This is a genomic window from Nitrincola schmidtii (assembly GCF_008973715.1).
Lineage (GTDB): Bacteria > Pseudomonadota > Gammaproteobacteria > Pseudomonadales > Balneatricaceae > Nitrincola > Nitrincola schmidtii.
In genome coordinates, this window is sequence record NZ_WBOL01000007.1 from 52,231 (window position 1) to 78,554 (window position 26,324).

25 protein-coding genes are annotated in these 26,324 nt (G+C 44.3%); 11 read left to right on the forward strand and 14 right to left on the reverse strand.

Features of this window, described 5'->3' with window-relative positions:
- Positions 1–3 precede the first annotated feature (3 nt).
- Together clpA and clpS are read right to left on the reverse strand one after the other, a co-directional pair.
- On the reverse strand, positions 4–2,265 hold the full coding sequence (gene clpA, locus F7R24_RS07785) for an ATP-dependent Clp protease ATP-binding subunit ClpA (protein WP_151670692.1): 2,262 nt from the start codon (positions 2,263–2,265) through the stop codon (positions 4–6).
- 11 nt (positions 2,266–2,276) lie between these two features.
- On the reverse strand, positions 2,277–2,603 hold the full coding sequence (gene clpS / locus F7R24_RS07790; protein ID WP_240776044.1) for an ATP-dependent Clp protease adapter ClpS: 327 nt from the start codon (positions 2,601–2,603) through the stop codon (positions 2,277–2,279).
- 252 nt (positions 2,604–2,855) lie between these two features.
- On the opposite strand from clpS, the gene F7R24_RS07795 reads away from it, so the two are divergent.
- From F7R24_RS07795 to F7R24_RS07830, 8 genes are all read left to right on the forward strand, one after another.
- A complete protein-coding gene (locus tag F7R24_RS07795) occupies positions 2,856–3,089 on the forward strand; it encodes a cold shock domain-containing protein (protein WP_151670694.1) in 234 nt (77 codons plus the stop codon).
- A 115-nt stretch (positions 3,090–3,204) separates the two neighbouring features.
- Positions 3,205–3,837, forward strand: coding sequence for a pseudouridine synthase (locus tag F7R24_RS07800; RefSeq protein WP_151670695.1), 633 nt, complete (start codon positions 3,205–3,207; stop codon positions 3,835–3,837).
- 65 nt (positions 3,838–3,902) lie between these two features.
- The gene (gene mnmA, locus F7R24_RS07805; protein WP_151670696.1) at positions 3,903–5,012 is read left to right on the forward strand and encodes a tRNA 2-thiouridine(34) synthase MnmA; all 1,110 of its coding nucleotides are present in this window, start codon (positions 3,903–3,905) and stop codon (positions 5,010–5,012) included.
- A 13-nt stretch (positions 5,013–5,025) separates the two neighbouring features.
- Entirely contained in the window at positions 5,026–5,700 is a 675-nt protein-coding gene (gene hflD, locus F7R24_RS07810; RefSeq protein ID WP_151670697.1) for a high frequency lysogenization protein HflD, read from the forward strand.
- Positions 5,701–5,757: 57 nt separating this feature from the next.
- Positions 5,758–7,122, forward strand: coding sequence for an adenylosuccinate lyase (gene purB / locus F7R24_RS07815; protein WP_151670698.1), 1,365 nt, complete (start codon positions 5,758–5,760; stop codon positions 7,120–7,122).
- Entirely contained in the window at positions 7,123–7,878 is a 756-nt protein-coding gene (locus F7R24_RS07820) for an RNA methyltransferase (protein ID WP_151670699.1), read from the forward strand.
- A gap of 56 nt (positions 7,879–7,934) precedes the next feature.
- Complete coding sequence (locus F7R24_RS07825; RefSeq protein WP_151670700.1) at positions 7,935–9,119, forward strand: cupin domain-containing protein; 1,185 nt, start codon at positions 7,935–7,937, stop codon at positions 9,117–9,119.
- 532 nt (positions 9,120–9,651) lie between these two features.
- Entirely contained in the window at positions 9,652–11,247 is a 1,596-nt protein-coding gene (locus F7R24_RS07830) for an isocitrate lyase (protein ID WP_151670701.1), read from the forward strand.
- Between the two features lie 205 nt (positions 11,248–11,452).
- Here F7R24_RS07830 and F7R24_RS07835 read toward each other — a convergent pair whose 3' ends face one another.
- Positions 11,453–11,914: an Lrp/AsnC family transcriptional regulator gene (locus F7R24_RS07835; RefSeq protein WP_151670702.1), complete on the reverse strand. Its 462-nt coding sequence runs from the start codon at positions 11,912–11,914 to the stop codon at positions 11,453–11,455.
- A gap of 132 nt (positions 11,915–12,046) precedes the next feature.
- On the opposite strand from F7R24_RS07835, the gene F7R24_RS07840 reads away from it, so the two are divergent.
- Complete coding sequence (locus F7R24_RS07840) at positions 12,047–12,994, forward strand: DMT family transporter (RefSeq protein ID WP_151670703.1); 948 nt, start codon at positions 12,047–12,049, stop codon at positions 12,992–12,994.
- Here the strand turns inward: F7R24_RS07840 and F7R24_RS07845 are convergent.
- The 3 genes from F7R24_RS07845 to ylqF are packed head-to-tail and all read right to left on the reverse strand — an operon-like array spanning position 12,984 to position 15,253.
- Complete coding sequence (locus F7R24_RS07845) at positions 12,984–14,051, reverse strand: threonine aldolase family protein (protein ID WP_151670769.1); 1,068 nt, start codon at positions 14,049–14,051, stop codon at positions 12,984–12,986. The two genes, F7R24_RS07840 and F7R24_RS07845, sit on opposite strands and share 11 nt — an antisense overlap.
- 6 nt (positions 14,052–14,057) lie before the next feature.
- A complete protein-coding gene (locus tag F7R24_RS07850; protein WP_151670704.1) occupies positions 14,058–14,351 on the reverse strand; it encodes a hypothetical protein in 294 nt (97 codons plus the stop codon).
- Positions 14,348–15,253: a ribosome biogenesis GTPase YlqF gene (ylqF, locus tag F7R24_RS07855; RefSeq protein WP_151670705.1), complete on the reverse strand. Its 906-nt coding sequence runs from the start codon at positions 15,251–15,253 to the stop codon at positions 14,348–14,350. The genes F7R24_RS07850 and ylqF overlap by 4 nt, the downstream gene beginning before the upstream one ends.
- Before the next feature lie 117 nt (positions 15,254–15,370).
- Here ylqF and F7R24_RS07860 point away from each other — a divergent pair, with 117 nt between their 5' ends.
- A complete protein-coding gene (locus tag F7R24_RS07860; RefSeq protein ID WP_151670706.1) occupies positions 15,371–16,588 on the forward strand; it encodes an EAL and HDOD domain-containing protein in 1,218 nt (405 codons plus the stop codon).
- A gap of 9 nt (positions 16,589–16,597) precedes the next feature.
- On the opposite strand, the gene F7R24_RS07865 is transcribed toward F7R24_RS07860, so the two are convergent.
- The 8 genes from F7R24_RS07865 to sohB form a co-directional block, all read right to left on the reverse strand.
- A complete protein-coding gene (locus tag F7R24_RS07865; RefSeq protein WP_151670770.1) occupies positions 16,598–17,401 on the reverse strand; it encodes an amidohydrolase in 804 nt (267 codons plus the stop codon).
- Between the two features lie 39 nt (positions 17,402–17,440).
- Positions 17,441–19,012: an HDOD domain-containing protein gene (locus F7R24_RS07870; protein ID WP_168926797.1), complete on the reverse strand. Its 1,572-nt coding sequence runs from the start codon at positions 19,010–19,012 to the stop codon at positions 17,441–17,443.
- 88 nt (positions 19,013–19,100) lie between these two features.
- Positions 19,101–20,759 carry a thiol reductant ABC exporter subunit CydC gene (gene cydC, locus F7R24_RS07875; protein ID WP_151670708.1) on the reverse strand — a complete coding sequence of 553 codons (1,659 nt, stop codon included), beginning with the start codon at positions 20,757–20,759 and terminating at the stop codon, positions 19,101–19,103.
- Positions 20,759–22,504 carry a thiol reductant ABC exporter subunit CydD gene (cydD, locus tag F7R24_RS07880; protein WP_151670709.1) on the reverse strand — a complete coding sequence of 582 codons (1,746 nt, stop codon included), beginning with the start codon at positions 22,502–22,504 and terminating at the stop codon, positions 20,759–20,761. The genes cydC and cydD overlap by 1 nt, the downstream gene beginning before the upstream one ends.
- Before the next feature lie 70 nt (positions 22,505–22,574).
- Positions 22,575–23,579, reverse strand: a complete 1,005-nt coding sequence (gene nagZ / locus F7R24_RS07885) for a beta-N-acetylhexosaminidase (protein ID WP_240776034.1) — start codon at positions 23,577–23,579, stop codon at positions 22,575–22,577.
- An 11-nt stretch (positions 23,580–23,590) separates the two neighbouring features.
- Positions 23,591–24,073: a L,D-transpeptidase family protein gene (locus F7R24_RS07890; RefSeq protein WP_151670710.1), complete on the reverse strand. Its 483-nt coding sequence runs from the start codon at positions 24,071–24,073 to the stop codon at positions 23,591–23,593.
- On the reverse strand, positions 24,073–24,729 hold the full coding sequence (locus F7R24_RS07895) for a TetR/AcrR family transcriptional regulator (protein ID WP_151670711.1): 657 nt from the start codon (positions 24,727–24,729) through the stop codon (positions 24,073–24,075). Before F7R24_RS07895 ends, F7R24_RS07890 begins: the two co-directional genes overlap by 1 nt.
- Before the next feature lie 101 nt (positions 24,730–24,830).
- On the reverse strand, positions 24,831–25,895 hold the full coding sequence (sohB, locus tag F7R24_RS07900) for a protease SohB (protein ID WP_240776037.1): 1,065 nt from the start codon (positions 25,893–25,895) through the stop codon (positions 24,831–24,833).
- Between the two features lie 105 nt (positions 25,896–26,000).
- Between sohB and F7R24_RS07905 the strand changes: the two genes are divergently transcribed.
- The gene (locus tag F7R24_RS07905; protein ID WP_151670712.1) at positions 26,001–26,324 is read left to right on the forward strand and encodes an SCP2 sterol-binding domain-containing protein; all 324 of its coding nucleotides are present in this window, start codon (positions 26,001–26,003) and stop codon (positions 26,322–26,324) included.

Here is a 26,324-nt window from a genome sequence, read left to right on the forward strand (position 1 = left end):
CCGTTAGGCTGCTACCGTCTCGCAAACCAAGGTGATCTCACCCTCATCTGCACTAATGCGCACCTCTCCTCCTTTATCAGCAAGCTCTCCAAATAGAATCATTTCAGCCAATGGCTTTTTGATTTTCTCTTGAATCAAGCGACGCATAGGACGAGCGCCCATTTTTTCATCATAGCCATGCTCTGCAAGCCAAGCACGAGCGGATTCACTGACATTAAGCACCACTTGTTTTTCATCTAACTGAGCTTGTAGCTCGGTTAAGAACTTATCCACCACACCTTTGATAATCTCAGTATTCAGTGGTTTAAACTGAATGACTGCATCTAAACGATTACGGAACTCAGGTGTAAACAAGCGTTTCAACGCTTCCATACCGTCGGTGCTATGATCTTGATGCGTAAAGCCTATGGAAGGACGACTCATCGCTTCTGCACCCGCGTTAGTGGTCATGACAACAACTACGTTACGGAAGTCAGCCTTTCTACCATTGTTATCCGTTAAAGTGCCATTATCCATCACCTGCAGCAGGATATTGAACACTTCAGGATGTGCTTTTTCGATCTCATCCAACAATAAAACGCAGTGTGGAGATTTAGTAATCGCCTCAGTCAATAAACCACCTTGATCAAAGCCGACATATCCAGGAGGAGCACCGATCAGGCGTGAGACAGTATGACGCTCCATATACTCAGACATATCAAAGCGAACCAACTCTATCCCCATAATTCTGGCTAGCTGAGCAGTTACTTCGGTTTTACCAACCCCTGTGGGCCCTGCAAACAAGAAGGAACCGACAGGCTTATTAGGCTCTTTCAATCCAGCACGAGAGAGTTTAATGGCGGCTGCCAGCGTATCAATTGCTTCATCTTGACCCAATACCACCATCTTAAGATTGCCATCCAGTTTCTTAAGCTGATCTTTGTCCGATGTAGAAACACTCTTTGGTGGTATGCGCGCGATCTTAGCAACCACCGCTTCCACTTCGGGTACGTCAACCACTTTTTTACGATTTTCAGGCTTCTGAAGACGCTGATAGGCACCGCTTTCATCAATGACATCAATCGCCTTATCCGGCATATGCTTATCATTAATGTAGCGATCTGCTAGTTCAGCGGCAGCTTTTAAGGCAGCATCGGTATATTCAAGCTCATGGTGCTCCTCAAAGCGTGATTTCAGACCTTTCAAAATTTGATAGGTATCTGCCACACTTGGCTCAAGAATATCAACCTTCTGGAAACGTCTCGCTAAAGCACGATCCTTCTCGAAAATCCCCCTGAACTCTTGAAAGGTTGTTGATCCAATACAGCGAATCTCACCAGAACTTAATAAGGGTTTAAGCAGGTTCGATGCATCCATTGAACCACCGGATGCTGCACCCGCTCCAATGATGGTATGAATCTCATCAATGAAAAGTATTGCTTTAGGTTTTTGGCGTATCTCATTGAGAAGACTCTTTAATCGCTTCTCAAAGTCACCGCGATATTTGGTGCCTGCCAGCAAAGCTCCCAAATCTAAGGAGTAAACGACACTATCAGAAATAATATCTGGAACCGAATCTTCGATGATGAGTTTCGCCAAACCTTCCGCGATTGCTGTCTTACCAACACCCGCTTCGCCCACCAAAAGAGGATTGTTTTTTCTACGTCTCGAAAGTATTTGAACGACGCGCTCAACTTCTTGATCACGTCCAACCAGAGGATCGATTCGACCTTGAGCAGCTTGTTGATTCAGGTTAACAGCATACTGTGACAATGCACTCTTGCCTTGACCTGAACCTTCGCTTTCAGTGGTTTCCTCTTCGTTTCCTTGTTCATTCTCACGCATATCGCCGACACGAGAGATACCATGAGAAATAAAATTAACCACATCGACACGCTCTATGCCTTGTTGCTGCAACACAAAAGCAGCATGGCTTTCCTGTTCACTAAAAATAGCAACCAAGACATTAGCGCCACTGACATCCGATTTACCCGAAGATTGCACATGAAACACGGCACGCTGAAGCACACGTTGGAATCCTAAGGTGGGCTGCGTTTCAGCATTGGGAATGTTATCTGGCAATAAAGGAGTTGTTTCTTCAATGAATTGATTTAATTGGCTTCTCAGGCGATTAAAATCGGCTCCACAGGCCAGCAACACTTCTGCAGCATCACGATTATCGAGCAGTGCAAGCAACAAGTGCTCAACCGTCATGTATTCATGACGCTTATCTCGAGCACCTCGAAAGGCTGCACTCAAGGTTTCTTCAAGTTCTCTGTTTAGCATAGTGCCACCTCTTATACCTGCTCAACTTCACATAACAACGGGTGTTTGTTCGACCTAGCGTACTGGTTAACCTGTGCCGCTTTGGTTTCTGCTACATCACGCGTATATATACCACATACGCCTTTTCCTTGAGTATGGACCGATAACATCACTTGTGTAGCTTTTTCTTGATTTAAACTGAAAAAAATCATGAGCACTTCGACAACAAAATCCATCGGTGTGTAATCGTCATTTAACAATACGACACGATACATGGGTGGCTTTTTTAACGCTGGCTTAGTAGAAGCCGTGATTACTTGCCCATCACCTTGATCAGTACCTTCATGCTCATCTGCCATCTTAATGATCGAATTGCGACTTACACTGTTCATTACATACCTAAATTGATTGTTTTCCATCATTCGCTCTATCTGCACTTTCGTTTGATCGCCTTAACGTAATATAATTCCCGCTCGCAGGAGTGATATAAGTATCTGCAGTCCCTGCAAGGATGTAAAGGAACGCCTGTTAACATTGAGTGTAACAGTTTGGCGTCATCATAGGATATCAGGTCTAAAGACTTGGATGAGAGGACTACAGGGGAAATAATAATGCAGATAGGAATCGTCAAGTGGTTCAATAATGCCAAGGGTTACGGATTTATCTTGAGTGAGGCATTTGAAGAAGAAATATTTGTGCACTTTTCTGCCGTCATGGTAGATGGATACAAAAGCCTTAAAGCCGGTCAATCTGTTCAATTTGAGACAAAACATGGTCCTAATGGATTGCACGCCATTAATATAAAGCCGATCGAAGAATCGGTAAAAGAGCCTTTAACAGAGTAGCTCGAATTAAGCTTAATTGTGGATGACTTTAAGCTGGTAATAAGCCTATAAGTAATCCCCTCGAATTGGCTAAAGACCGTAACAAAAGTTCGCCAAGCCTTCGGAGATTGTCAGCATTGCCACATTGATCCTGTTTTATAAACCTTTTCAGGTACTCAGCTGCTTTACCGACACCGAAGGTCGTGCAACTTTAAGTGACTTTGTTAGAAAACCTGGTTTTTATGCCGCTGGTCGTCTCGATTATGACTCAGAAGGATTGTTGTTGCTCACAGATGATGGTGGTTTACAACATCGTTTGGCCAACCCTCGCTTTAAGCTAGACAAAACTTACTGGGTACAAGTTGAAGGTGTTCCCAGCGAGGAAGATCTTGAACCTTTACGCTTTGGAATTGAATTAAAAGACGGGATGACACGCCCTGCTTTCGTTCGTTTAATTGACGAACCTGATTTGCCAGCGCGAAATCCTCCTATTCGCTTTAGAGCCAACCAACCCACACAATGGTTAGAAATTAAAATATCTGAAGGTCGCAATCGGCAAGTGCGCCGCATGACTGCAGCGATAGGTTTTCCGACTCTGAGACTGGTACGCTATGCCATAGGTAATTGGACAATAGAAAAGCTGATGCCTGGTGAGCACCGCTTAGATCATGTCTTTCTACCATCCGAAAATCCAGCTCGACTTCAAAAAACCTCTGGAAAGCGGACGTCTAATTCACATAGAAATAAAGCGAATAGACGACAAAAATGATATACTTGGCCGTCTTTACCTAGCAAATATCTTATCTTTTGAATTGAGACAGACATTAACAGACCATGAAAGAAACCTCTTCTATAAAAGTGATTGTCGGCATGTCAGGCGGCGTTGACTCGTCCGTTTCTGCTCTTTTGTTGCAGCAGCAAGGATATCAGGTCGAAGGTCTGTTCATGAAGAACTGGGACGAAGATGACGGCACTGAATACTGCACTGCCAAAGAAGATCTTGCCGATGCTCAAGCGGTGTGTGACAAGCTAGGAATCCACCTTCATACCGCCAATTTTGCAGCCGAATACTGGGATGGTGTTTTTGAACACTTTCTTGAAGAGTACAAAGCAGGTAGAACACCTAACCCCGATATCTTGTGCAATCGTGAAATCAAATTTAAAGCCTTTCTGGAATATGCTCAGGTACTAGGGGCTGATCTTATTGCAACAGGCCATTACGTAAGACGCGCTGATCAAGACGGTCGCACCTATCTGTTGAAAGGTCTCGACGACAACAAAGATCAAAGTTATTTTTTACATCAAGTCGGTGAAGAGCAGTTAGCTTTATCACTTTTTCCTGTGGGTGAGTTAGAAAAGGCAAAAGTAAGAGCCTTAGCGGAACAGCATGATTTAGTAACTCACGATAAAAAAGACAGCACCGGTATCTGCTTTATTGGTGAACGTCGTTTTCGAGACTTTCTTCAGCAGTACCTGCCTGCTCAACCGGGTAAAATTGAAACCCCTGATGGAATCGTTATAGGTGATCATCAAGGGTTGATGTATTACACCATTGGCCAACGGCAAGGTTTAGGTATCGGTGGCTTAAAAGACTTTTCTGATGCACCTTGGTTTGCCGCAGGTAAAGACTTAAAACGAAATGTATTAATTGCTGTCCAAGGACAACAACACCCCTTGCTCTACTCAGATTGGTTAACGGCTTCTGACATTTTTTGGATTAACGGTGAAGAGCCTGAACTTCCGTTCAATTGTGTGGCAAAGGTTCGTTATCGCCAGTCAGATCAAGCCTGTCGAGTTGAAAGAGATCCACAGGGAGGATATAAAATCGTCTTTCCAGAGCCACAGCGAGCGGTTACACCAGGTCAATCAGTGGTTCTCTATCAGCGTGATCGCTGCTTAGGGGGCGGTGTTATAGAAACAACCAGCCGTTGTCATATCAATTAGGTGAAGGCACAACATGTCCAGAGAACACGATCAACAAGTCATTGCCTTAGCCGGCATCTTTCAAGCAGCAAGCTTGGTTGACCAAATTGCACAGCGCGGCATGGTTGCACAAAATAGCTTTGAGTCAAGCATCGCCAGTTTATTTGTGATGAACCCAGAAATCACTGAAGATATCTATGGTGGTGTTGCGGACTTGCCTTACAACTTAGGCTTAGGCCTGCGTACCCTAAAAGATGTCGTTGAAAAAAAACGCAGCGATAACAATGCCAATATTATGCGTTATGCACTCAGTGCTATTCATCTAGAACGTCAACTTCACGCTCGCCCGGATATGCTAGAAACGATTGGCACACGCCTTAACGATCTAAACCGAAAAGCACAGTATTTTGGTGATCACTCTGAACCATCAGAATCTAACACAGCAGTACCTTCCGCATTTACCCACGCCAATGTTATTGCAGGTTTAGGCGGTTTGTATCAAGACACGCTCAGTACTTTTAGTTTCAGGATTCAGGTCAGCGGTGATCCTCGCAATTTACAAAACACTGAAAATGCAGCCAAAATTCGAGCGCTACTGCTGTCTGCTGTCCGCTCAGCGATGTTATGGCGTCAAGTAGGCGGTAAACGCTGGCACTTTATCTTCTTCAAGTCGCGTGTTCGTCCATCCTTGAAACGCATTCTGAGATAAAAATCGGGTATAATTTCTTTTTTCATTAAACTGACAAATTAAGTGAGATCGTCGCTCATGGAGCTTTCCGCACTGACAGCAATTTCCCCCGTCGATGGCCGCTACGGTAGTAAAACTGCCGATTTGCGAGCTTATTTTAGTGAATTCGGTTTGATTCGTTGCCGAGTTGAAGTTGAAATTCGTTGGTTACAGAAGCTAGCCCAACATCCGCAAATTGTTGAAGTTCCAGCATTTAGCGAGTCAGCAAATGCTCTCCTTAATGCCATTGTTAGTGACTTCTCTGTCGTTGACGCTGAGCGAATCAAAGCGATTGAAAGCCGCACTAACCATGATGTAAAAGCAGTCGAATACTTCATCAAAGAAAAAATTCAGGATAACGCTGAACTTAATGCCGTTACGGAGTTTGTTCACTTTGCCTGCACCTCTGAAGACATCAACAATCTTTCGCACGGCTTAATGCTCAAGCAAGGAACAGCAGCGCTGTTAACTGCTATGCGTCAAGTGGCTGAAGCGATTGCTAGATTATCCTTGGCTCATGCTGAGCAGCCTATGCTGTCTCGTACACACGGCCAAACGGCTTCACCGACAACCGTTGGTAAAGAGATGGCAAACGTAGCATATCGTTTACAGCGTCAAATTAAGCAGATTGAAGCAACCGAGTTTTTAGGCAAGATCAATGGTGCTGTCGGTAACTACAACGCACATCTCAGCGCCTATCCTGATGTTGATTGGGAAGCCAACGCACAGGATTTTATCCAATCACTAGGCTTAACGTTTAACCCTTATACGACTCAGATTGAACCCCACGACTATATTGCAGAATTGTTTGATGCCGTCTGCCGTTTTAACACCATCTTGATTGATTTTGATCGTGATGTATGGGGCTATATCTCACTGGGTTATTTCAAGCAGAAAACCGTTGCAGGCGAAGTGGGCTCTTCTACGATGCCACACAAGGTCAATCCAATCGACTTTGAAAACTCTGAAGGAAATCTTGGTATCGCTAATGCCATTATGCAGCACCTAGCGCAAAAGCTTCCTATCTCGCGTTGGCAGCGTGATCTTACGGACTCCACGGTTCTGCGTAATTTAGGTGTAGGGTTTGGTCACAGTCTGATTGCTTACCAAGCCTCCTTGAAAGGCATCTCTAAACTCGAAGTGAATCCAAGTCGTTTAAATGAAGATTTGGAAAACGCATGGGAAGTTCTGGCTGAGCCGATTCAGACCGTGATGCGCCGTTACGCGATTGAAGAGCCTTATGAGAAGTTAAAAGAGTTAACTCGTGGCCATGCCATGACCAAAGAAACACTACAAAACTTTATAGCAACGCTGGAGATTCCAGAGCAAGCGAAAGCCGAACTTCTGGAACTAACGCCACACAGCTATATTGGTAATGCGATTGCTCAGGCGAAGCGTATCTAAATGTTAAGTTCGATTCGTATCGTTCTGGTTGAAACCTTTCATCCAGGCAATATTGGTGCGGTCGCACGTGCGATGAAAAACATGGGGTTGTCTCAGTTGACGCTGATCAACCCTCGTGTATTTCCGGATGACGAAGCGACTTCCCGCGCCGCTGGCGCTAAAGATCTACTTGAACAAGCTCAGGTGGTCAATTCACTCGAAGAAGCCATTGCAGACTGTCAGCTAGTGATAGGTACCAGTGCTCGCGAACGTACCTTTGATCTACCGCTGATGGATTTAGAGTCAGCTGCCGATTTTATGCTCGATGAAGCGCCCAATGGCAATATTGCCATTCTATTTGGTCGAGAAACGATGGGGCTCACCAATGCTGAAATGCTGGCGTGTAACCGTCATCTCTTCATTGATGCAAACCCAGAATACCCTGTCTTGAACATTGCTCAGGCGGTTCAATTAGTCTGCTACGAGCTATGGCGCAATCATCGTAAGCGAATTGCTTTACCCGTAAAAGAAACAAAGATTGAAGCCCATCCAAGACAAGATGAGATGAGGCTTTTTTATCAGCACTTAGAGCTGGTCCTCAGAAAAACCAGTTTTATCATTCCTCAGCATGAAGGACGGGTGCTGGATAAACTGCAACGTTTCTTCAACCGTGCTCGACCAGAGAAAAGTGAACTCGGTATTTTACGGGGCATTTTGTCATCGGTAGAGGAAAGTTTAGAGAACAAAGATTCCTCCGCCACAAAAAAACGATCTTAATCGCAGATCTAATCATTTTTATGTTTTTTAAGACCCTAATGCAGGAGTCATCCCTCATGAGTAACCCATTTCCCCTCGGTGAAATCAGTATCGAAACGTTTCTTCGTGAATACTGGCAAAAGAAACCCTTAGTCATCCGTAATGCCATACCTGATTTCCAATGCCCTGTGGATGCTGATGAGTTGGCGGGATTAGCCTGCGAACAAGATATTGAATCTCGTCTGATTGCCTTTGATCCATCAGCTGACAAATGGCATATGGAACAGGGGCCTTTTGAGGAAAGTCGTTTTGCATCCTTGCCTGAAAAAAACTGGACGTTATTAGTTCAAGCTGTTGATCACTGGGTACCAGAAGCGCACGCCCTACTTCGTCAATTTAACTTTATACCCAACTGGCGCATCGATGACTTAATGATCAGCTATGCTGTTCAAGGCGGTGGTGTCGGTCCTCATTATGATAACTATGATGTGTTCCTGATACAGGCACAAGGCACGCGTCGCTGGGAATTTGGTGGTCATTATGACGAGCACTCCCCCCGTCGTGATGATGCTCCGGTGATGATTTTACCTGAGTGGCAAGCTGAAACCTCTGTTGAGCTGAACCCTGGCGATCTGCTCTATCTACCGCCGCGGATTGGTCACAATGGCGTAACAACTACTGATGACTGCATCACTTGCTCGGTTGGTTTTAGAGCGCCTGCAACCCATGAAATGCTGAGAAGCTTCACGGATGAACTAGGAGAGCAAATCGGACATGACGAGCGTTATGAAGATCCTGATCTAACCATTTCTGAAGACGCAGGCGTTATTTCTGACGAAGCGATTGATCGTGCACACCAAATGCTTCTCAATCACCTTCAAGATAAGCAGCGTTTTCGTGAATGGTTTGGTCGCTTTGTGACGGAGCCTAAGTATACGGAACAACAGATAGATAGTGATGATGAGGTTAACTCTGATGAGTTGATTGAGTTCTTTGAGAACGAAGGTGTTTTACTGATCAATGAAGGATCTCGTTTAGCCTGGTCAGGTTCAGATGCAGAAACAAATTTCTTTGCTGATGGACAGAGCTATTCGTTAAAAACGCAGGCATCAATTTGTTTGGCGAAACATCTTTGTGAGTATCTTCCACTCACTGCTGAAACCATAGATATTGCGGATGCACAATCTGTAGCATTGGTATGTACCCTACTTCAACGTGGTTTGCTCTACTCTGAAACAGACATAGATGAAGATGAAGCGTAACAAGACAATTCAAACCTACTAACAGATCTGTTCATTTCTACTGAAGCCTAGCGTTATTGATGAAATACGCTAGGCTTTCCTTTCGACTAAAGCCTACAAACTTTGGTATAAAAATTAAGTAAATCAGCTATTTCAGATAAAAAAAACGTTTTTGTAGTCAACTTTTTATAGAATAAATTGATCTATAAAATAGCTTTTTAATTCCGGTAGTGAAGGGTAAAAGCCAGCATAAAAAGGTAAAACCAAAGTAGTAACGGAATCATAAATAGCCCTATAACGATGATATTTACTTAGCAAATCTGGCGCTAGAGTGTTAAAAGCAATGTAGTAAAACTACACTTTTAAGTGATTAGCCTATGTAGTCTGACTACAGCATTGCTGCTATGCACAAAAACAGCTTTGACTCTGATCTCAGTTACCTCCATCATGCATCTCAACAACGCAAACAAAGCAGTTAACAGCAAGCTTTTAAAAATGTCTGCGTTAAATACGTTACCACCTCCTTAACCGAAAATAGTGAGAAGGAAAAACCATGTCTACTCTTAACAAAGACATCGACGCTGTAGCCAAGTTGGCAAAAGAGTTTGGCCCTGCTTTTGAAGGCATCAACCCTGAATATGCAGCGCGCATGCGTGCACAGAACCGCTTCAAGACTGGTCTAGAAATCGCTCAGTACACCGCTGACATTATGCGTAAAGACATGGCTGAGTATGATGCTAACAGCGCTGACTACACACAATCTTTAGGTTGCTGGCACGGCTTTATCGGTCAGCAAAAACTGATCGCTATCAAAAAGCACTTCGGTACGACTAAAAAGCGTTACCTCTACCTTTCAGGTTGGATGATCGCAGCGCTTCGTTCACAGTTTGGTCCATTACCTGACCAATCAATGCATGAGAAAACTTCTGTGCCTGCGCTGATCGAAGAACTTTACACTTTCCTACGTCAAGCTGACGCTCGTGAAATGGGCGGTCTGTTCCGTCAGTTAGACGCGGCGCGTGCTGCGGGTGATAAAGCTGCAGAAGCTGCTGTACAAGCTAAAATCGACAACTTCGAAACGCATGTTGTGCCAATCATTGCTGACATCGACGCTGGTTTCGGTAACGAAGAAGCAACTTACCTGCTAGCTAAGCGCATGATCGAAGCCGGTGCTTGTGCTATCCAGATCGAAAACCAAGTATCTGACGAGAAACAATGTGGTCACCAAGATGGTAAAGTTACCGTTCCTCACGCTGACTTCCTAGCGAAGATCCGTGCCGTTCGTTACGCTTTCCTAGAGTTAGGCATCGATAACGGTGTTATCGTTGCACGTACTGACTCTTTAGGTGCTGGCCTGACTAAGCAGATCGCTGTCACGAATGAACCTGGTGACTTGGGTGACAAGTACAACAGCTTCCTAGACGGTGACTACATCAACAGCGCTGATGACATCGCTAACGGTGACGTCGTTGTTAAAGCGAACGGTAAGCTGCTTAAGCCTAAGCGTTTAGCGTCTGGTTTGTTCCAGTTCAAGAAAGATTCCGGTGTTGACCGTGTTGTTCTTGACTGTATCACCTCTTTGCAAAACGGTGCTGACCTTCTTTGGATCGAAACTGAGAAGCCACACGTAGGTCAAATCGCTGAAATGGTTAACCGCATCCGTGAAGTGGTTCCAAATGCTAAGCTGGTTTACAACAACAGCCCATCATTCAACTGGACCCTGAACTTCCGTCAGCAAGTATTTGATGCCATGGCTGAAGCTGGTGCAGACGTTTCTAAGTACGATCGCGCTAACCTGATGTCTGTAGAGTACGATGAGACTGAATTGGCTATCGAAGCCGATAACCGTATCCGTACCTTCCAGGCTGATGCATCTCGTGAAGCGGGTATCTTCCACCACTTGATCACACTGCCAACTTACCACACTGCTGCGCTGTCTACTGACAACCTGGCTAAAGAGTACTTTGGTGATGCGGGCATGTTGGGCTACGTCGAAGGTGTTCAGCGTAAAGAGATCCGTCAAGGTATCGCTTGTGTGAAACACCAAAACATGGCGGGTTCAGACATGGGTGATGATCACAAAGAATACTTCTCTGGTGATGCTGCACTGAAAGCGTCTGGTAAAGACAACACCATGAACCAGTTCTAATTTAAGAACCGTTTCATAGAAAACCCTCGCTTTTTAGCGGGGGTTTTTGCTTTACAAACCACAGATCTTTACTACACTGAAGGTAGAGAAGCTCAATTGCATCTCAGACCGCAAAGCTCCAGCCCTCGGGCTTGGTTGCATGGTCAAGGGCCAGTCACCTTCGGGTCGCTGGCCTTTCTAATTTGTGCCTTCTTGAGTCTCAGTATTAAGCAATCGGCATAGGACTCTCTGCCTTCACTGATCGAATCACAAAGTTACTCTGGATATCCTTAACATGCGGAAGCGATTGTAGCTGTCTTAGCATATTCTCGTACCCTTGCAGATCTTTAACACGTATCTCCAAACGATAATCCGCTGAACCTGACACTAAATAACAATTAATGACATTATTTAGTCCTTCAATTGCCGCTTCAAACTCATCACTGGCCGTATCATTGTGATGACTCAGTTTTAAATCAACGAACACAGTCATGCCAAGACCCAGCAAAGTAGCATTCAGTTGCGCTTTATAGCCACAAATATAGCCCGCCTCCTCCAGCAATTTAACCCGTCGAAGACAGGGTGACGGGGAAAGATTGATGCGCTCAGCAAGCTCAACATTGGTTAAACGTCCATTGGTTTGCAGCACATTCAAAATTCGTACATCAATAGCATCTAACGACAGCATGTTATTTAATTCCAATTAAACATATTAAAAAAGCATAAAATATCAAATAATGGTTTTTATGAAAAATATTCGCAAGGACATTCTAGCGCGCTTGGCAGCATAATACATGCTTATATTAATCAGGATGTTGCCATGCAATCACCATCAGATAGTCCAGTGATTCCGAGTTATCGACAGATTGCACAGGGTTTGCAATTCCAACTTGGCGTATTCTCAGCAATGTTAGTGGTCTGTATCTGGTCAGGGTGGCTGATATCGGTTCGTTACTCCAGCGACTCATTGTTACAGGTTTTTGACCTAGCGATGATGCGCTATGGAATACCGGCACTCATTCTAAGTCCATTCGTATGGAAGGCCCGTAAGCAGATAATGCTAACGCCCAAAGGTTACCTCATCGGTATGACGTTAGGTGCGGGCATTCCCTTCTTTTATTTAAGCGCTACCGGACTTCAGTATGCTCCGGTTGTACATGCGGGTCTGTTGATACCGGGAACTTTCCCTGTATTTGTCACATTGATGGCAATGCTATTTTATAAAGAACCCGTTAATCCAAAGCGCTTAATAGGATTATCGATGATTCTCGTTGGAGTCGTGGTACTGCTGCTGCCCACATTACTTAATCAAGAGTTAAGTGTGCTTAAAGGTGACATGATGTTGCTAGGCGCGAGTGCCTGCTGGGCAATTTATACGGTTTCAATGCGGGTCGCAGGACTCCCACCCTTAGCGGCTGCAGGCATTCTTTGCCTAGGATCAACCCTTCTATTATTACCATTAAGCTTTTTTGGCATTGTTGAGAGTGGTATCTCACAAGCCTCATCAACAGAAATTGCGATGCAATTGGTCATGCAGGCATTAGGTGCGGGTCTATTAGCTGGTTTCTTTTATGGTTTTGCGATTAATCGCCTTGGTGCTGAAAACACCTCGGCTATTGGATCCCTAACTCCGGTCGTGGCTGGACTGGCTGCAATTCCTTTGTTGGGAGAAGCATTAAGCCTGCCAGCCATGATTGGGATGATCTGTATCTGCTTCGGTGTGCTTAAAGCCAGTGGCCTTAAGCTAGGCAAACGCATTACAGCGTAAACGACGCACAAAGGGCTAGAAATTGCTCGACTTCGTTATCTGTCGTCACAAAAGAGGTCACCATTCTAACGAACTGATGCGTCTCTTGAATGACATAACCTTCTGGTAACGTGGTGATATCCCACTCGTAAAAAACCGCTCCTTGCGCCTGCAGGGATTGTGCAAGGAGCTTTGGCAGCATGACAAAAAGCTCATTCGCTTGAACTGGCCAAATAATCTCAACATTCTCAATTTGACCTAAACCCGTCGCTAAGGCTTGTGCTTGCTGATTGGCGTGATGTGCCAATGACAACCAGTGATCTTCTTGAAACCAAGCGTCAACCTGTGCACCTAGCAATCGTCCTTTGGACAATAGATGACCTGCTCGCTTTCGACGAAACTCAAAATCTTCTGCCAGTTTAGGATCAAAAAAAATCACCATTTCTGCAGCTAAACAGCCGTTTTTACTGGCACCTAAACAGAGCACATTGACTCCTGCACGCCAAGTCATGTCGGCAGGCGAGCAGCCTAACGAGGCAACAGCATTAGCAAAACGAGCGCCATCCATGTGTACTTTCATGCCTTTATCATGAGCCAATCGACATAATGCTGCCACTTCGTCCGGTTGATATACCTGTCCGGCTTCGTTTGCTTGAGTCAGACTTAACGCGCCAGGAACGGGGTTGTGAGGCACGTGCAACGCTTGGCGTTGAAGGTAGTTCGATAAGGTAGCTTCAGTTAACCGCCCTTTTCCTGCATCCAAGGGAATCAGTCGTGCACCACCGGTAAATAACTCAGGCGCTGTCGATTCATCCATCGCGATATGAGCCTGCTGATGACATAAAATCGTCTGCCAGGGCTTTACCAAGGCAGATAAGGCTAAACAATTGGCAGCGGTTCCGGTTGCTACAAAATAGACCTGGCAATCAGGATGATCAAAGGCTTTTCTGACCGACTCAATAGCCTGATTGCACCAGTCATCATCGCCATAGGATGCACTAACACCTGAATTCGCTTTTACTAAGGCATCTAGAATCTGTGCAGATGCGCCGGTTTGATTATCGCTACCAAAATACATAGACACTTATTCGTCCGTGGTTTGTTCCGATTTCTTTTTCTTTGCATTGATACGACGGATCTTATCAGCCAAAGGACCTAACTTTCGCTCACCGCGTTTTCCCGCAGCTGCATTCTTAGCTTCTTGCTCTTCTTCTAAACGAGCTTTTTCATAGACAGAAAGCTGTTTTTTACGTTTTTTCATTGCTGCTTGTTTGCGGCTTTCATAGCTATCTGGATCGGTTAAGCGCTCCTTTTTCTTGGGGGTCTTCTCAAGAATCACCATTTCAACGGTGCGGCGTTGTTTTTTCATTCGTGTCATGATTTTTCTCCAGCATCTTCAGATGCTGCTTCTAATGCGGCTAGACGGGCAGTTTCGTCTTTTAACTGCCACTCTTCAGGGGTTTCAAAACTGATAGGACCTAGTTTTCCAGCACGCATTTCATTAATTAAAATTTCTGAGGCTTTATGACGATCAACAATACCGCCGGGGCGTAAACAGCCTCGTTTGCGGCCTAGTTGATCTAATAATTCATCACTTATTTCGGGCAAGGTATCAAAACGATAACGTTCTTTAAGACGATCAGGGTATTGATCTAACATGAATCGCGCAGCATAACCTGCTACTAGCTCATGCTCAATGGCTGTGTCTTTAATAGCGCCGCTGACAGCTAATCGATAGCCCGCATCATTATCCTCTATTTTAGGCCAAAGAATACCTGGGGTGTCCGATAATGCGAGGCCTTTTTGTACCGTATATTTTTTTTGATGGCGAGTGACTGCAGGTTCATTACCCACTTTGGCTAGCTTACGACCCAAAATGGCATTCAACAGCGTTGATTTACCGACATTGGGTATCCCCATAATCATCGCCCTAACCGGACGACCTGCTTGTGATCGTGCAGGAATCATCTGTTTACAGATGTCAGGCAAGCGTTTAATCAATTTTTGTTGTGTCTGATCCATTGAGATTGCTTGAACGTTATCCTGATCATTGAAATAGTCTAACCAGCGTTGAGTAATAGTCGGATCGGCAAGATCATTCTTATTCAGCAGCTTTAAAACCGGCTTACCTTTGCGCAACTGGCTTACCAATGGATTTTCGCTAGAGCGAGGCAAGCGCGCATCTAGTACTTCGATAACAAGATCTATCTCTCCCATGACTTCGGCAATTTCTTTACGTGCCTTGTGCATATGTCCGGGGAACCAATTGATTTGACTCATATTTTCCAAACTGCTTTAAATAAAATTGATTATGACCACACATAAGAGTGCGTTCAATTGATAAACATTATACACTTTCCATAGTCCCTCAGTCGTTAATAAAGGTTATTGTAAACTATGAGCAATACAGCTCAGATGCTGCTAACTCGCCAACCCATCTTTGATGCTCACCAAAAAGTTGTCGCTTATGAACTTCTCTGCAAAAGCGAGTCTGTTCATCAGTTAGTCAGTGCTGATGACGATAGCCTATCATCTGTTGCAGTGCTTGATGCTTATACTAGTATTTCAGATCATGGTGAAGTGAAGCGTGTTCCTGCATTTATTTCTTTATCCTTTGCTATCTTAGAAAAAACAGGCTTACCTGGTTTGCCTAAAAAGCAAGTAATTTTAGAGTTTAGCTTGCAAGGTATTGAGCCAAAAACCGCCCTTAAATCATTGGTTCCTCTCATTAATGAAGGTTATCGTGTTGCGGTTAGCAATATCAGTGATCCGGCTGCATTTGCCTCTCTTTTAAAGTTAGTTTATGTCGTTAAAGTGAGTGTTGCGGATAAATCTGCCACAGAAATTCTGGCACTCAGAAAATCGATGACAGAGTGGAAGCGCCCTTTGATGGCAACAGATATCAATGACTACGATACACTAGAGCATTGTATTGAATGTAAATTCAGCCTATATCAAGGCAACTTTTTGAGTAAACCTAGAACGATTCAGGGTCAAAAAGTAAAAGCGAACGAAGTGGTTATTATACAGTTACTGCAAATATTAAATGATCCTAAAGCCACGCCTGAAAAAATTGAAAAACTGATCCTTCAAGACCCTGTGCTTACCTATAAGCTGCTTCGTATCGTCAACTCAGCAGCTTATGCCTTAGTTCGCGAAGTAGAATCGGTTGCCCAGGCTGTAGTGTTATTAGGATTAGAGCAAGTACGTAAATGGGCGACGGTGATCTCGTTAGATTCTCATACCGGTAAGCCAGAAGAACTAACCCGTAACTTGCTAGCTAGAGCACATATGTGTGAACTCATTGCCATCAAACAAAAACGTCAACCCGCATCATCCTTTTTTATGGTCGGCATGATGTCTGGTATTCATCTGCTTTTGGACATACCTCAAGATGAACTGTTAGTCCAATTACCTCTTGCTGATGATATTAAACAGGCAATTGCTGATTTTAGTGGACCCTTTGGCGATATTCTATCCCAGGTCATGTACTACGAAGCAGGTGAATGGGATAAGTTGCCAGATGATTTTGACGGAGAACTTTATGAGAACGCCTATCGAGAAGGTCTGCGCCTGACCAGAGAATCCATGCAGGCGCTATACGAAGCTGGTTAACAATAGCGTTTATAAAACAATACGAAAATCATCTGCGTCTTGCCATGCAGGAAACGTCTCTCTAAACGCGCTCAATTGTTCCAAAGATATTGTATGTGTCTCAACAAAGGCATGTCCTGCTGGGTGATCACAGATTAATTGGCCTTTGAAATCCACTAACATGGAGTCACCACTATAGTCATTGCCTTTCGCATCGCTGCCAACACGGTTAACACCGATAACATAAGATAGATTTTCAATTGCACGCGCCTGTAACAGAATTCGCCACGGATGAGCCCGCGGTTTTGGCCAGTTAGCAACGCAGATTAAAAGATCGTATTCAAAAGGCTGGTCGGCCAAAGGCTGTTGACGCAGCCAAACTGGAAAACGCAGGTCGTAGCATACGGTCAGTAAAATACGGAAACCCTTTAACTCAACCACGACACGTTCATGGCCCATAGCATAGCGCTCATGCTCTCCCGCCATACGAAACAAATGACGCTTATCATAATAAGTGATTGCTCCATCGGGTTTAGCCCAAACCATTCGATTGAAATAGTGATTGTCTTCTTTAACCGCAACGCTACCCGTCACGACACACCGTCTCTTTTTGGCTTGCTGTTGCATCCATTGAATCACTTCACTCTCATGGGCATGTTGAGCCATTTCACGTGAATTCATAGTAAAGCCAGTCGCAAACATCTCAGGCAATATAATCAAATCTGTTTGGTTATGACTAAGATCACCCAATAAAGCATCTATGCGATGGCAGTTTTCATTAGGATCTTCCCAACGAAGGTCGCACTGAACAATGGTTGATCGTAACTCACTCAATGAATTTGTCATCTATGGCTCCTAATCTGCTCAACGCACTTATTTATCAGCATGCTTTGATGGCGAAAGCTTTTTACCCATCTCTAGTGCGATTCGACATTGAATCACAAACTGATTAAATACTTTAAAATCGCGATCTTCAACAGGACCCGCTGCTTGTGTTTTGTCGGCATAAAACAAACCAATGGTTTTACCATCGACCGTTAAGGGTGCAATAATCAGCCCGCCAGGCATGACACTGTCTAGATACTCTTTAGGTAAACGATTAAGCCAACTGGGATCTCGCGCGTCATGCACTAAAAGTGATGATCCTTTATCCAGCATATGGAAAAAAAGACGATGATGTCCCACCTCTCGCTTTAATTGAAAATACGCCACTAAAGGATCCAGCTGTTCACCTTCAAGCAGTTTTGCAACCAGTTTTTTCCCACCGTCCATACTTAGGCAAAACACCACGCGCTCAAGTGATGAACTGGCTTCAATACCTTCAACACAGGTCTTAAGAACTTGAGCTGTTGGCGCCTGGCCTGTCATTAAATCACTCATTTTTTCGAGATAAACGAGTTGCTGCCGATTATATTCGCTCAAGCGTTTATGTTGTTCGGCTAACAAGCTGTCATCTTGCTTAGGGTGATTTCGTTTTTGCTCTTGACGGGAGTGAACATAGAAAGCCACTTTACGTGTCATCTCATCAAGTGTTTCATTGCCACTGGAGCTAACCGGCGGTATCAGTGAGCGGTGTGATAAACCGTATTGGTCTATATGGTCGCATAGCTGTCTCACCGAATGATTGATTGTCTCTTCCAATTTCTCAGGAGCTAAGCGAGTTAACTCCGCCATATGAACGAGTTGTTCGGTATACTCATCGCCTAATAGTTGCGGTGAGCGTTGATAAATTTGCTCAAAAAGTTGGTGACAGCCGGAAACTATCTGTTGATTTAATCGCTCCTGCTTAGACAAACCTTCAGCTGACTCTCCTGTGCGAATACTGCTAACAACTCGTTTAGAGAATCCCCAGCTTTGGATTAGATCACGTCCAATAGAAACAAAATCACCGCCCAAATTTTGTTGCTGAATATTCACCCAACTGAGCTTTCGCTGTTTTCGTAAAACCAGCATCTGTTTGTAAATATCCGGCAAGGTATAAGCAACAACAATTTCACCTAAGCTAAAGAGTAAGCCGCAAATATAGGTTTCTTCTACATCTTCAACCCCCGCATTGATAGCAAGATCTCTAGCCGTTGCGGCATTCAAAACAGCTGCCACTAGAAGATCCTCGATACCCGTATCGGGATCTTTATCACCAAAGCTTTCGATTAGTTTTAATGTCATGCAGAGGTTGCGAATACGCTCGAAACCAATCAATACGACGGCACGGGATATGGCGGTCACTTTGCCACCCGTTCGATTGTATTGACTGGAATTTGCTAATCGCAGTAACTTAGTTGTTAGGTTAGGATCTTTCATAATCGCGATAGCCAATGACATCGCATCGGTATCACTGGAGGAGCTAATTTGACGAATCTGATTGACGGTGGCGCTAAAAACGGGCAAGTCGCCTAGGCGATCTAAACGCGCATAAATGATGTTAAGCGTTTCTTGATACTTCAAAGAAATGATACCTGTCAAAATGGCTTAGTAGCGTTTATACATAGCTGAAGCATAGTCTTAGCGACTTATCTACTCAAGCATTGATCACTTAATCTATACGCCTTCCATGATCTAATCTGATATGTTGATCAAATCGATCCAGCCCTTGCTGATGATGTGTAATTATAATCAGCGTCTGATCCGGTTGGTGCGACATTACTGCATCCATAACTTGCTTTGCTGTATCGATATCTAAGCCTTCAGTAGGCTCATCTAAGATCAGTATCGGTGCAGTTTTTAGCAAGGCTCTAGCAATCCCTAGGCGCTTCCGTTGACCACCCGATAAGCGATTTCCACCCTCGCCTACCTCACGATCTAAACCGTCACTGCCTAACATTTCAGTCAGAGCTAAACGGTGCAACACAGCAAGCATTTGTTCATCAGTGGCTTTTGCATTACCTATCATCAAATTATTTCGAACACTTCCCGCGAACAACTGAACAGGTTGAGACAACACGCTAATGTGCGATCTGAGTTGTTCTTCTGGGTAATGCTCAACGGGGATACCACCGAGTAATATTTGTCCTTGTTGGTAACTCCAAAAGCGCGTTAATAGATTGATGATCGAGCTCTTACCACTCCCTGTGTGGCCGCTTAATGCGACTTTTTGACCTGCGTGAATATGTAAACTCAGATCATGCAGAATCACTCGTTCATCATACGCAAAACGCACTGAGTTAAATTCAATACTGCCAGGTGTTAATGGCTGCACCATTTCTTCTGGAAAAGTGATATCGCTTTGCTGTTGGGTTATCTCCAATAGGTTTGCGGCAGAGGCTCTGGTTTTACCCAGATATTGATAGGCTAAAGGCAAAGGGGCCACCGCCTCAAAGCTGGCTAGAACACAGAAGACAACTAATGCTAGCCATGCGGGGGCTAACTGCCCCTCTGTCACTAAAGAAATGCCTATTACTAGCGCGAATAATGTTGTTAATCCTGCAGCAAACGTCATTAACGCAGTGACTAGTCCGGTGATTAAACTCATTTTTAACTGTAAAACTTGCATAGCTGCTTGTCGTTCTTCAAGCAGTGACTGTTGAATTTCTAAAGCCTTATAGAGATGTAACTCACTCATGCCCTGAATATAGGTTAGGGTCGCTTGGCGTAAAGCAGAGGATCTGATGACTTGTTCTGAACCGACGCTTTTACCCAGTTGATGCCCTATCCAAGGCACACAGATACCAGCGATCATCAAAGCGATAAACATCAGCATCCCAAATGAAGGTGAAACCCACCATAAAAAAAGCGTAATCAGCAGCGTCGTCACTGCAGCAATTAAGCTGGGTGACAATACTCGCAAATAGAGATTATCCAATGAATTAATATCGGTGATAATTCTATTGAGAAGATCTGCAGATCGATATTGGCGCAGTCTCGCAGGATTTAGCGGCTCTAGATGCTCGTAAAACCAACTACGTAAGCTAGCTAGCAATCTAAAGGTCGCTTCATGGGTGGTGATACGCTCAAAATAACGTCCAGCGGTTCTAGCGATAGCAAAACCACGCACCCCACCACCTGGGGTCATATAATTGAAAGCTTGTGCTGAAGCTACGGAGATACCTGCCAAAGCCGTTGCGGCAATAAACCAGCCTGAAAGCGTTAACAAACCGATACTGGCAAACAGCGTAAATAAGCCTAAAAAGCTACCCAGAAGAACCCAGCTGAGATGCGGTTTCATCAAACGAATAAAAGGAAGAAGAACCTGCATTACGGGCCCTCCTGCTCTAGACGAGTCCGAGTATCAAGATCAGCTTCATAGCACTTTCCTTGATCCAATACATAGATACGTTTAGCTATTTTCATCGACGCTGGACGATGTGTCAGTAACAAAGTAGTTCGACCTTCACACAGCACTTTCAACGACTCAAGGATCTGTTGTTCACTGGTGATATCCAGACTTGCGGTTGGCTCATCGAGTAACAGTACAGGTGCATTTTTTAAGAAAGCACGTGCTAGTGCTAAGCGTTGTATTTGACCGCCTGAGAAATTACCGCCCGCCTCACCGATTTCAGTATCTAATCCTTTTTCAAGGCATTGAATAAACTCTGTTGCTGCGGCAAGGTCACAGGCTTGCTGAAGTTCTTGATCGGTTGCTTGAGGCTTTGCCATCAAAAGATTATCGCGAATCGTACCTGGAAATAACGTGGTATGTTGGCTAACGAAGGCAACATGATCCATCCAGTCTGAACGAGAGACTTTTTCTAAAGACAAGCCTGAAATACATACCTGACCGGATGAAGGTTTCTCGAAACCCGCTAACAGATTAAGTAACGTTGATTTTCCAGCACCACTGGGTCCGACCAGCGCCACACATTCCCCTGCTGCAACATGTAAACAAACATCGTTAAGCACGATAGACTGTTGTCCCGTGTAGGAAAAACTAACCGCGTTAACAGATAAATCGGGAAGCGATTTCGGCAAGGAAAGATCACCACCCTGCTGTAATCTTTCTGCTTCATCAAGCAGATCAATAATACGTTCTGCTGCTGCAGTGGCCTCTTGCTTTGCATGATAATGTGTCCCTAACTCTCTGAGAGGTAGGTAAAACTCTGGAGCAAGAATTAACAAGAATAGTGCATGATACAGAGTGATTTGTTCACCCCAGCTACCAAAATTAAGTAGACCTAAAAAACTAAAGCCGAGATAAACGGCTAACACGGCAATCGACACCGAAGCAAAAAACTCCAGTACCGCAGAAGATAAAAACGCCAAACGCAAAACTTGCATAGTACGTAAACGAAACTCTTCTGCATTGCGAGCAATGATCTTTTTCTGAGCTTTACTTTGCGAGAAGAGTTTCAGCGTGGCTAAACCTTGAACCACATCCAAAAAGTACGCACTGAGTTGCGCAAGAGCTTTAAAGTTACGACGATTCGCTTCAGCAGCGCGACCACCGACCAAGGCCATAAAAATAGGAATAAGCGGTGCGGTGATCAAAAAAATCAATGTAGCTGCCCAATTAACGGGTAATACAAACACTAGGATCACCAATGGCAGCATCACAGCAAGCGCCATTTGTGGTAAATAGCGTGCGATAAAACCATCCAGAGCCTCAACCTGCTCCATTAACAAGCTACTCAGTTCACCACTACGCTGCTGACGGGTATAGGCTGGACCCAATATAGCTAGCCTTTGAATCAATTCAGCTCTCAATCTTGAACGTGCACCCACTGACGCTCTTTGACCTGACCATTCACGCACAACGCCGGCACCAGCTCGCAACACCAGTGCCAGCAGGATAATAGCAAGCCACCCCCACATATCATTAAGCTGAGCATTATGGAATAAGGTTGCATCTACCGCTTTCGCTAGCAGGTAGGCCTGAAGGATTAACATTAAGCCGGCAAATAAACCAGCAGCGATACTTAAGCGGATCCAACGCTTTTCATCCCCAATTAACCCTTTTAACCAACGGGACTTTTCACGGCTGGACTCACGTGTGGTTGCTTGCATGAAAACTCTTAGAAATCGCTTGGTGAAAAATTTGAAATCAACATGTTAACGTCATTACTTAAGCAATGACTTAAAATAAATTAGCTGAAATTTGGCGAGCCTGTTGTAAACGATCCTGCGATTCATTTAGCGCCAAAGGCTTACCCCGCATCGACGAAATCCTAGGATTTTGTGATGATGGCTGTTGCTTCAAGAAAGCTAACACTTCTTTAGCTGCGTCTGGATGATTACAGACCAACACCATATCACAACCAGCCTCTAAGGCACGACGACAACGCTCAGGATAACTACCGGCAATACTGGCACCTTCCATCGTTAAATCATCACTAAAAATGACACCGTTGAATCCCAATTGACGACGGAGTTTTTCCTGTAGCCAGAAATGTGAAAAACCAGCGGGTTGAGAGTCAATTTGGCTGTAAACCACATGCGCTGGCATGATGGCATCTAAGCCACTGCTCACCAACGATTTAAAAGGTTTCAGGTCAGCAGCTTCAAGATCAGCCTCGGAACGTTCGTCGATAGGTAGTTCTAAATGGGAGTCAGCACCTACCCATCCATGACCTGGAAAGTGTTTCCCCGTAGCAGCCATACCTGCTTCATGCATACCTTGCATAAACGCGGTAGAAAGCCCGATTAGCGCAAAGGGTTCAGAAGCAAAAGCACGATCACCAATCACAGAGCATTGCTGCCAATCAATGTCTAGCACTGGCGCAAAACTGATATCAATATCATAAGCACGTAACTCGGCTGCCATCAGCCAGCCGAGTTCTTTGGCTGCATAACAAGCTGCTGCTGGATCTTGTTGATAGTGTTTTCCAAGGTTGGCCATAGGAGGAAGTGCCGTGAAACCCTTGCGAAAACGTTGTACCCGACCACCTTCTTGATCAACAGCGACAATCAAATCTGGTCGAATGACACGAATTGACGTCATTAAGGATTGGAGTTGATCAGGGTCAGAATAATTACGACTGAACAGAATAAGTCCGCCGACTTCGGGTTGTTGTAAGGTTTTTGCTTCATCATCTGTCAGCTGAGTCCCTTCAAGATCCAGCATCAAGGCGCCAATTGTCATGTTTTATCTCATTAAGCAGTTATCAGGACACCGCAACCAATCGGAACCTGTTGAAAAAGATCAATAATATCGTGATTTCTCATACGAATACAGCCATGTGAACGAGGTATACCCATAGGTTCAGTGTCAGGTGTACCATGAATGTAGATATAGCGCCGCATGGAATCGACATTTCCGAGACGATTGTAACCTACTTGCTCACCACACAACCACAAAATGCGCGTCAAGATCCAATCTCTATGAGGATATTTTGCCGCCAGTTCTTCTGAGTAGATTTCACCCGTGAATCGCCTGCCGACGAAAACGGAATTGATAGGGAGATCTGTGCCAATTTTGGCACGAATGCGATGATGACCGAGGGGTGTGCAACCGGAACCTTCTTGATTACCGACACCATTAGTGGCAGTTGAAACAGCATAGCTGCGCAACAAAACCTCAGAGTTATGTAACTCCAAGGTTTGCTGCGTAATGGAAATTTTGATAAGACTAACCACTAGATACGGCTAAAGTAGGTTTTCTCACCACGCGCTTGCAGACCGGCTGCTAAAACAGGAATCATCCTGTTTAGAATATTTTCTATCTCAGCACTGTCTTTAAAGCTTTTCTTTTCCAGAGAAAGCAGCATATGGTAATTGGATAATGTAAAGACGATTGAACCTAGCAAAAAATGTAGACGCCAGAAAAATTCATTATCTTCCATCGGCGATGAGTCTTTACGAAGACAATCCAAGAAGGCTTCCAGTCTATGCCAATATTCAAGCATAAAGAAATCACGAAGATCTTCTTGGTTTTTCATGTAGGCGAGCTCAAGCAACCTCATGAAAACCGACAAAGAATACGAATTAATCTGGCTAACATTCAACAATGCTCGCATCAGAATCTCTAACAGCTCATCAACACTGACTGGCGATGAGTTAAGCATTCGATCAGAAAGGGCTGTTTCAATTTCGGTACACAAAGGCTCCATCAATCTTTCACATACCGCGTTTACCAAACCTTGCTTGGAACGAAAATGATAATTTACCGCTGCCAAATTAACATCAGCGGCTGTAGTGATCTGACGCATTGTAGTTTCAGTGAAACCTTGCTCGGCAAACAAAGCCTCGGCAGCTAAGATAATCCGAGTAGCAGTCTTTAGGCGCCGCTTCATTATTTCCTCCATGCCTAATCCTTCAGTTTTAGATATTGCGTTTCAAACAATCTCTGTTTATAAGTTTGATACTATCACAAAATACTGGACTGTATACTCTGTTACATAAACGGACGCTGTCCCAAACGCTGCCACCAACGTAACAACAATTTGTCTGATGAATCAGCTGCCAGTTCACCCAAACGATCTTGTAGACCTTTTTTATACTGATAAGAGACTTTATACAGATCTGCATCGTTTGCTGCTTCCGTTAAATATTCATCGCTGGTCATGATAGAATCTACCAATCCTTGCTTAAGGGCTTGGCGACCATACCAAATCTCTCCAGTTGCCACTTTGGATATATCAAGTGACGGACGATATTCTTGCACGAAGTCTTTAAAGAGCTGATGAGTCTCCTCTAACTCTTCAACAAACTTCTCACGACCCTTATCAGTATTTTGTCCAAACACCGTGAGTGTACGTTTATACTCTCCAGCCGTAAGCACTTCGTAATCAATCTCATGCTTTTTCAATAAACGATGGAAATTTGGTAATTGAGCAACCACCCCAATTGATCCAATCACAGCAAAAGGCGCAGCTATAATATGATTACCAATACACGCCATCATATAGCCACCACTGGCCGCAACCTTATCTACGCAGATGGTCAACTGAATCTGCTTACGTCTTAAACGTTCTAACTGTGAGGCCGCAAATCCGTACGCATGAACCATTCCACCGGGGCTTTCTAAATTGATCACCACTTCATCTTTATCGGCACGCGCAATAGATAAGATCGCGGTAACTTCTTCTCGCAGTTGATCTGTGGCAGAGGCGCTCATATCACCATCAAAGTCGATGACATAAATGCGTTTTTTATCCTCTTCCTCTAATTCACCTTTTTTTGCGGCTTTTCGACGCGCTTTAGCATCAGCTTTTTCTTGCTTACGCTCATCCTTTATACGTTGGCGAAGTAGCTCTTCGTCTATGACGTTTTCTTCTAATGCTTCATATAAGTCTTTGTACTTATCATTTAAACACTTAACTTCAATATGACCTTCTGTTTGATGCTGTCGGCGACGGCTTGCCAAACTTACAATAAGCACCACAACTAACAATATGGCTACGACCAGCGTGGCAGTTTTCGCTAAGAACAATCCATACTGGGTTAAAAATTCAATCACAAGGTTCTCCATCAATCTGGGATCTAATCGGTTCGCTTTCGCGGTGCGCTAATGTACCATAGCTATTCAGAAATAGCCTTCCAAAACAAGCTCGGATGATCATGCATGTCAGAACATTTAACCCTTGAAAAGATCGTACAAAAACTTCCAGCAAAATTTAATCCAGAACAAGCCCGTGGTTTAAATGCGGTTTATCAATTCAACCTTAATGATGCCGATGATTTTTATCTGACTATTTCTGAAACGACCTGCACCTCAAGCTATGGCAATCATAAAGATCCTGACATCACCTTAATCATGAATGAAACAACGCTAATACGAGTGATTAGCGGTGAACAAGATGGTATGAGTGCCTTTATGAAGGGCCAGTTAAGAGCAGAAGGAAATGTGATCTTAGCAACTCGCTTAGGTAAGCTATTCAAACGATAG

What these genes read in the sequence shown, in the direction of transcription:
- F7R24_RS07845 (WP_151670769.1), bottom strand. Translation starts at nt 14,051, where the DNA reads ATGTATTTTGGTAGCGATAATCAAACCGGCGCATCTGCACAGATTCTA.
- F7R24_RS07905 (WP_151670712.1), top strand. Translation starts at nt 26,001, where the DNA reads ATGTCAGAACATTTAACCCTTGAAAAGATCGTACAAAAACTTCCAGCA.
- clpA (WP_151670692.1), bottom strand. Translation starts at nt 2,265, where the DNA reads ATGCTAAACAGAGAACTTGAAGAAACCTTGAGTGCAGCCTTTCGAGGT.
- F7R24_RS07840 (WP_151670703.1), top strand. Translation starts at nt 12,047, where the DNA reads ATGCAATCACCATCAGATAGTCCAGTGATTCCGAGTTATCGACAGATT.
- hflD (WP_151670697.1), top strand. Translation starts at nt 5,026, where the DNA reads ATGTCCAGAGAACACGATCAACAAGTCATTGCCTTAGCCGGCATCTTT.
- nagZ (WP_240776034.1), bottom strand. Translation starts at nt 23,579, where the DNA reads ATGACAATTGGCGCCTTGATGCTGGATCTTGAAGGGACTCAGCTGACA.
- F7R24_RS07830 (WP_151670701.1), top strand. Translation starts at nt 9,652, where the DNA reads ATGTCTACTCTTAACAAAGACATCGACGCTGTAGCCAAGTTGGCAAAA.
- mnmA (WP_151670696.1), top strand. Translation starts at nt 3,903, where the DNA reads ATGAAAGAAACCTCTTCTATAAAAGTGATTGTCGGCATGTCAGGCGGC.
- ylqF (WP_151670705.1), bottom strand. Translation starts at nt 15,253, where the DNA reads ATGAGTCAAATCAATTGGTTCCCCGGACATATGCACAAGGCACGTAAA.
- F7R24_RS07850 (WP_151670704.1), bottom strand. Translation starts at nt 14,351, where the DNA reads ATGACACGAATGAAAAAACAACGCCGCACCGTTGAAATGGTGATTCTT.
- cydC (WP_151670708.1), bottom strand. Translation starts at nt 20,759, where the DNA reads ATGCAGGTTCTTCTTCCTTTTATTCGTTTGATGAAACCGCATCTCAGC.
- F7R24_RS07895 (WP_151670711.1), bottom strand. Translation starts at nt 24,729, where the DNA reads ATGAAGCGGCGCCTAAAGACTGCTACTCGGATTATCTTAGCTGCCGAG.
- F7R24_RS07835 (WP_151670702.1), bottom strand. Translation starts at nt 11,914, where the DNA reads ATGCTGTCGTTAGATGCTATTGATGTACGAATTTTGAATGTGCTGCAA.
- F7R24_RS07820 (WP_151670699.1), top strand. Translation starts at nt 7,123, where the DNA reads ATGTTAAGTTCGATTCGTATCGTTCTGGTTGAAACCTTTCATCCAGGC.
- cydD (WP_151670709.1), bottom strand. Translation starts at nt 22,504, where the DNA reads ATGCAAGCAACCACACGTGAGTCCAGCCGTGAAAAGTCCCGTTGGTTA.
- F7R24_RS07860 (WP_151670706.1), top strand. Translation starts at nt 15,371, where the DNA reads ATGAGCAATACAGCTCAGATGCTGCTAACTCGCCAACCCATCTTTGAT.
- F7R24_RS07795 (WP_151670694.1), top strand. Translation starts at nt 2,856, where the DNA reads ATGCAGATAGGAATCGTCAAGTGGTTCAATAATGCCAAGGGTTACGGA.
- clpS (WP_240776044.1), bottom strand. Translation starts at nt 2,603, where the DNA reads ATGGCAGATGAGCATGAAGGTACTGATCAAGGTGATGGGCAAGTAATC.
- purB (WP_151670698.1), top strand. Translation starts at nt 5,758, where the DNA reads ATGGAGCTTTCCGCACTGACAGCAATTTCCCCCGTCGATGGCCGCTAC.
- F7R24_RS07825 (WP_151670700.1), top strand. Translation starts at nt 7,935, where the DNA reads ATGAGTAACCCATTTCCCCTCGGTGAAATCAGTATCGAAACGTTTCTT.